The following is a 6,063-nucleotide window of genomic DNA, read 5'->3' on the forward strand; positions in this document are numbered from 1 at the left end:
CGATGGCCACGATCGAGGAGTGCCGCAGCGCACTCGACAAACTTTCGGACAACCTCTCGCGCGCGGACAGCGAGGTACGCAGCGCTGCCGCGCTCGACCGCAGCCTGAGCTGCCACATCACGGACCTGGACACGACCTTCACCGGCCGCCTCGCGGGCGGCCGGGTCGAGGTCCAGGACACGGTGCCGGGACCACCTCCCGGCAAGGCGCAGATCCGTCTGGCGATGACGGGCGACGACCTCGTGGCGATGGTGGACGGCGAGCTGAACTTCGCGAAGGCCTGGGCCTCCGGCCGGGTCAGGCTGGAGGCCGGCTTCCGCGACCTGCTGAAACTGCGCTCACTTCTGTAGCGCGGGCTCCTGCTTCCTGCCCCGGGCCTTCCGCCCCGCCGGCACCACGAGCGGCGTGCCCGTCTCCGGGTCCTCGATGACCTGGCAGCGGAGCCCGAAGACCCTCTCGACGAGCTCGGCCGTCACCACCTCGGCGGGCGGCCCCTCGGCGACGACCTCGCCACCGCGGACGGCGATGAGGTGGGTGGCGTACCGGGCCGCGTGGTTGAGGTCGTGGAGGACGGCGACGAGCGTCCGTCCCTGGGTCTCGTGCAGCTCGGCGCAGAGGTCGAGGACGTCGATCTGGTGCTGGATGTCCAGGAAGGTCGTGGGCTCGTCGAGGAGCAGCAGCGGGGTCTGCTGGGCGAGCGCCATCGCGATCCACACCCGCTGGCGCTGTCCGCCGGACAGCTCGTCGACGTACCGCTCGGCCAGCTCCGCCACGCCGGTCGCGGCCATCGACTCCTGGACGATCCGCTCGTCCTCCGGCGACCACTGACGCAGCAGCCCCTGGTGGGGGTAGCGCCCGCGGGCCACGAGGTCGGCGACCGTGATGCCGTCGGGGGCGATGGAGGACTGGGGCAGCAGACCGAGGGTCCTGGCGACCTTCTTGGCCGGCAGGGTGTGGATGCTCTGCCCGTCGAGGAGCACCCGGCCCTCCGAGGGCTTGAGCATCCGGGACAGGGCGCGCAGCAGGGTCGACTTGCCGCAGGCGTTGGGCCCGACGATGACCGTGAACGAGTTGTCGGGGATCTCGACGGTCAGGTCGCGGGCGATGACCCGCTGGTCGTAGGCGAGGGTGACCGATTCCGCGCCGAGCCGCTGGGTCTGGCGGTCCATGGAGGTGCTCCTGATGTTCTTCTCGTTCGAATCGGTCATGCCGGCGGCCGTCACCTTCGCGTCCGTCATATCCGTCCCGCCTTGCGTTCGGTGACGAGCAGCCACAGCAGATAGCAGCCGCCGAGCACTCCGGTGACGACACCCACCGGCAGCTGCCGGTCGCCGAAGGCGTTGGTCGCGGTCCAGTCGGCGACGAGCAGCAGGACGGAGCCCATGAGGGCGGAGGCGGCGAGGTTGGGGCCGGGCGATCGGGTCAGCCGGCGCGCGAGCTGCGGGGCGCTGAGCGACACGAAGACGATGGGCCCGGCCGCGGCGGTCGCCACGGCGACGAGCAGCACGGCGGAGCCCATCAGCACGATGCGGGTCCGCTCGACCTTCACACCGAGGGCGTACGCGGCGTCGTCGCCCATCTCCAGCATTCGCAGCGCCCGCCCGTGGCCCAGGACCAGCGGGATCAGGACGCAGCAGACGGCGAACAGCGGCCAGAACTGCTCCCAGTCGCGCCCGTCGAGCGAACCCGTCATCCAGACGGTCGCCCGGGTGGCGTCGACGAGGTTGGCCTTGGTGATGAGGTAGTGGATGACGGCGGTGAGCATGGCGGCCGCGCCGATGCCGACGAGGACGAGCCGGTAGCCGTGGATTCCGCGCTTCCAGGCCAGCAGGTAGATCGCGGTGCCGGTGACCAGCGCTCCGACGACGGCGCCTCCCGCGGCGGCCATGGCACTGCCCTGGAAGAGGACGATGACGGCCAGCGCGCCGACCGTGGCGCCCTGACCGAAGCCGATGACGTCGGGGCTGCCGAGCGGGTTGCGGGAGATGGACTGGAACACCGCGCCGCCGATGCCGAGCGCCGCGCCGACGAAGACGGCGACGAGGACGCGCGGCAGCCGCAGGTCCATGACGGCGAACTCCTGGACGGCGGTGCCGTCGCCGAGGAGGGTGGCCACCACGTCACCGGGGGCGATGGGGAAGTCTCCGCTGCCGATGAGCACGACGGCGGCGGCGAGGGTCAGGGCGAGCAGCCCGACCATGGAAAGGGCGGCGCGGGGCGCGTAGCGCAGGGAGAGCCCGGCGCCGGTCCGTAGCGTCTTGGTGGTCACAGCTGGGCCATCCTCTTGCGGCGGACGAGGCGGATGAAGACGGGTCCGCCGATCAGCGCGGTGACGATGCCGACCTGGAGCTCCGCGGGGCGGGCGACGAGCCGGCCGACCACGTCGGAGCCGAGGAGCAGGACGGGCGAGAGGACGGCCGCGTACGGGAGGATCCAGCGCATGTCGGGGCCGGTGATGGCGCGTACGAGATACGGGACCATCAGGCCGAGGAACACGATCGGCCCGCAGGCAGCGGTCGCGGCGCCGCACATCAGCGTGACGGCGGCCATCGCGATGACGCGGGTGCGGTTGAGGTCGGCGCCGAGCGCGCGGGCGGTGTCGTCGCCCAGCTCCATGGCGTTGAGCGGCCGGGAGATGAGCAGGGCGAGGACGACGCCGACGAGGATGAACGGCGCCACGCGGCGCACGGTCTCCATGTCGGCGGAGGCGAGCGAGCCGACGGTCCAGAAGCGGAGCCGGTCGAGCGCGGCCGAGTTCAGCAGCTGGACGGCGTTGACGTAGCCGTAGAGCGCGGCGGTGGCGGCGGTCCCGGCGAGCGCGAGACGCACGGGCGTGGAGCTGCGGCTGCCACCGAGGACGTACACGACGACGGAGACGACGGCGGCGCCGGCGAACGCGAACCAGATGTAGTCGCTGACGTCCGTGATCCCGAGGAAGGCGATCGCGGAGACGACGGCCGCGGCGGCACCGGCGTTGACACCGAGGAGTCCGGGCTCGGCGAGCGGGTTACGGGTGAGGCCCTGCATCACGGCCCCGGAGAGACCGAGGGCGACACCGACGAGCAGTCCGAGAAGAGTCCGGGGGACGCGTACGTCATGAATGATGACGTCGTTTCCTACGCCGGTGTTCTGGAACAGCCCGTGCCACACGTCGCCGAGCGGCACCGGTTTGGCGCCGATCATGACGCTCAGGACACAGACCAGCAGCAGGACTCCGACGGCCGCGACCAACCCGACGGCGCGCACGGAATGCCGGCGCGTCGGCTTCTGCTCGGGGCCGGTCGAATCCGCGCTCGCTCGGGAGGGACTCTCGACCAACACGGGAGTTAGGTTAGCCTACCCTGCTATCGGTGTTCGATCCCCGTACGCAGGTCAGAACCCCGGTGCGGGCCCCGGGTCGGAACAGCCGCAGAGAGCGAGCCCCGGCCACCGCCCCCGCCCGTCACAGCCCCAGCCGCTCCAGCGCCTTCCCCGCGTCCAACCCGCAGGCCCCCGCCCCGGCTTCCGTCCACGCCGCCGCGCACAGCGCCCGCACCCCGTCCAGAGCGTGCCCCTCGCCGTCGAGGACGAGCTCGCCACCGCGCGCCTCGGCCGACCAGCCACCGCACACGAAGCCACCGTGCACCCCGGCCACGTGCGGCTGCCCGGTCAGCAACCCCCGCAGATCCGCGTCCACATACGTCGGCCGGTGCTCCGGAACCGCGGCGAGCAGCTGCGCCACGTCCGTCACGCCCGTCAGTACGAGCAGCGAGTCCACGCCCCCGTTGAAGGCCCCCTCGATGTCCGTGTCCAGCCGGTCCCCGACCACCAGCGGCCGCTCGGCCCCCGTCCGCAGCACCGTCTCGCGGTGCATCGGCGGCAGCGGCTTACCGGCCACCTTCGGCTCCACTGCACCGCCCGTGGCGATCCGTACGACCTCCACCGCCGCCCCGTTCCCCGGCCCGATCCCCCGCGCCCCCGGAATCGTCAGGTCCGTGTTCGAGGCGTACCACGGCACACCCCGCGCCACCGCGTAGCCCGCCTCCGCGAACCGCCCCCACGGCATATCCGGCCCGCCGTACCCCTGCACCACGGCCGCCAGACCGTCCACGTCCGCCGACTCCACCGGCTCCAGGCCCCGCTCACGCAGCGCGACCCGCAGCCCCTCCCCACCGACCACCAACACCGGCGACCCGGCGGGCACTTCGTCGGCGATCAGCCGCGCCACCGCCTGAGCGGACGTGATGACGTCCGCCGCCTCCGCCGGCACCCCCAGCTCGGTCAGATGCGCGGCCACCGCGTCCGGGGTCCGCAGCGCGTTGTTGGTGACGTACGCGAGGTGCATCCCGCCGTCCCGGGCCACGCCCAGCGCGTCGACGGCATGAGCGATCGCCTCCCCGCCCGCGTACACGACGCCGTCCAGATCGAGCAGCGCCGTGTCGTACGCCTCGCTCAGCGCCCGCTCGCTCCCTGCCGGCCGGTCCCTGACCTCCCGCGAACCGTGCCGCAGGCCCGGGTGCGAGCCCGGCTCCGGAACCCGTTCCGAGCCCTGCCGCACGCTCTGACCGCCCTGGCCGCCGTCACCCATGACCTCGTACTCCTCACGTCTCAGCCGTCCCGACTCCCCCGATCATCGCTCATTGCCACCGCGCACTTACGATTGCGCAATGATGAGCAGAGGTCCTGCGGCCAATGACGGTCTGCACCTGGTCCCGTTCCGGGGACTCCGTTATGTCCCCGATCGGGTCGGAAGCCTGGCCGCCGTGACCTCACCGCCGTACGACGTCGTCGTACGGCCCGACGGACTGCACCACCTCGAGTCCGCCGACCCCCACAACATCGTCCGGCTGATCCTGCCTCAGGCCGTCACCGCCGGCACCCGCCACCGCAAGGCCGCCGTCACCCTCGACCGCTGGCTCGCCGACGGCGTCCTCGCGCCGGACCCCGAGCCCGCGCTGTACGTGTACGAGCAGAGCGGCGACGGCATCCTGCAACGGGGCATCATCGGCGCCCTGGAACTCTCCACCCCGGCCGAGGGCATCGTGCTCCCCCACGAGGACGTCATGCCGCACGTCGTCGAGGACCGCGCCGCCCTGATGCGGACCACCGCGGCCAACCTGGAACCGCTCCTCCTCACCTACCGGGGCAACGGCAACGGGACGGCCGAGGTCATCGAACGCACCGTCCACCGCGAGCCCCTGCTCGCCACCACCACGGAGGACGGCTTCAGCCACCGCCTCTGGGCGGTCACGGACCCTGCCGAACTCGCCGCGATCTCCGCCGGCCTGGCCGAGCACCAGGCGCTGATCGCCGACGGCCACCACCGCTGGGCGACGTACCTCCGCCTCCGCGAGGAGCACGCCCAGCCCAGCCCGTGGAACTACGGCCTGGTGCTGCTCATCGACACCGCCCGCTACCCCCTCCGGGTCCGCGCCATCCACCGGCTGCTCAACCGCCTCCCCGTCTCCGACGCCCTCGCCGCCCTCGGCGACGGCTTCCGCGTGCGCCGCGTCGAGGGCGCGCTGCCGGAGGCCATGGAGGCCCTGGCGTCCGCCGCGTCCGACGGCAACGCCTTCGTCCTCGCCGGAGACGGAACCTTCCACCTCGTGGACCGGCCCGACCCCGGACTCCTCGCGCGTACGGTCCCCGACGACCGCCCGGAGGCATGGCGCACTCTGGACGCCACGGTCCTGCACGCCACGCTGCTCGACCACCTGTGGCACATCCCGGACGCCCCGGAGGAGATCAGCTACATCCACGACACCGAGGCCGCCGTCGCGCAGGCGGAACGCCGCGGCGGTACGGCGGTGCTCATGCATCCGGTACGGGAGGACGTCGTACGGGACCTGGCCCGACAGGGCGTCACCATGCCGCGCAAGTCGACCTCCTTCGGGCCGAAGCCGGCGACGGGCCTGGTGCTCAGAAGCCTGGCGCTGGACTGAGGACATGGAGAAGGGGGGGCCCCCCCCCCGGGGGCCCCCCCCCCCCCGTGCCCATATAACACACCCCCAAGCCCGTGTGGTGCCCGGGGGGGTCGGTCCGAGCGGGGCCCGGGGGGGGAGCGCCGGGGCGGGGGGCCGCGCG

Annotated in this window: 6 protein-coding genes; 2 read left to right on the forward strand and 4 right to left on the reverse strand. The window is 72.7% G+C overall.

The window, feature by feature from the left end:
* Positions 1-2 precede the first annotated feature (2 nt).
* A complete protein-coding gene (locus ACFY8U_RS35795; protein ID WP_361608346.1) occupies positions 3-350 on the forward strand; it encodes an SCP2 sterol-binding domain-containing protein in 348 nt (115 codons plus the stop codon).
* Here the strand turns inward: ACFY8U_RS35795 and ACFY8U_RS35800 are convergent.
* The 4 genes from ACFY8U_RS35800 to ACFY8U_RS35815 form a co-directional block, all read right to left on the reverse strand.
* On the reverse strand, positions 339-1,169 hold the full coding sequence (locus ACFY8U_RS35800; RefSeq protein WP_361770025.1) for an ABC transporter ATP-binding protein: 831 nt from the start codon (positions 1,167-1,169) through the stop codon (positions 339-341). The genes ACFY8U_RS35795 and ACFY8U_RS35800 overlap by 12 nt on opposite strands.
* Before the next feature lie 65 nt (positions 1,170-1,234).
* The gene (locus tag ACFY8U_RS35805) at positions 1,235-2,269 is read right to left on the reverse strand and encodes a FecCD family ABC transporter permease (RefSeq protein ID WP_389576288.1); all 1,035 of its coding nucleotides are present in this window, start codon (positions 2,267-2,269) and stop codon (positions 1,235-1,237) included.
* Complete coding sequence (locus tag ACFY8U_RS35810) at positions 2,266-3,321, reverse strand: iron chelate uptake ABC transporter family permease subunit (RefSeq protein ID WP_389576289.1); 1,056 nt, start codon at positions 3,319-3,321, stop codon at positions 2,266-2,268. The genes ACFY8U_RS35805 and ACFY8U_RS35810 overlap by 4 nt, the downstream gene beginning before the upstream one ends.
* A gap of 121 nt (positions 3,322-3,442) precedes the next feature.
* Positions 3,443-4,567 (reverse strand): HAD hydrolase-like protein, encoded by a 1,125-nt coding sequence (locus ACFY8U_RS35815; RefSeq protein ID WP_389576290.1) that lies wholly within the window; start codon positions 4,565-4,567, stop codon positions 3,443-3,445.
* Positions 4,568-4,646: 79 nt separating this feature from the next.
* Between ACFY8U_RS35815 and ACFY8U_RS35820 the strand changes: the two genes are divergently transcribed.
* Positions 4,647-5,921: a DUF1015 domain-containing protein gene (locus ACFY8U_RS35820; RefSeq protein WP_389576291.1), complete on the forward strand. Its 1,275-nt coding sequence runs from the start codon at positions 4,647-4,649 to the stop codon at positions 5,919-5,921.
* Positions 5,922-6,063 lie beyond the last annotated feature (142 nt).

Origin of the sequence: Streptomyces sp. NPDC012508, from assembly GCF_042902595.1 — a bacterium.
Taxonomy (GTDB): Bacteria; Actinomycetota; Actinomycetes; order Streptomycetales; family Streptomycetaceae; genus Streptomyces.

What these genes read in the sequence shown, in the direction of transcription:
- ACFY8U_RS35795 (WP_361608346.1), top strand. Translation starts at nt 3, where the DNA reads ATGGCCACGATCGAGGAGTGCCGCAGCGCACTCGACAAACTTTCGGAC.
- ACFY8U_RS35800 (WP_361770025.1), bottom strand. Translation starts at nt 1,169, where the DNA reads ATGGACCGCCAGACCCAGCGGCTCGGCGCGGAATCGGTCACCCTCGCC.
- ACFY8U_RS35815 (WP_389576290.1), bottom strand. Translation starts at nt 4,567, where the DNA reads ATGGGTGACGGCGGCCAGGGCGGTCAGAGCGTGCGGCAGGGCTCGGAA.
- ACFY8U_RS35820 (WP_389576291.1), top strand. Translation starts at nt 4,647, where the DNA reads ATGATGAGCAGAGGTCCTGCGGCCAATGACGGTCTGCACCTGGTCCCG.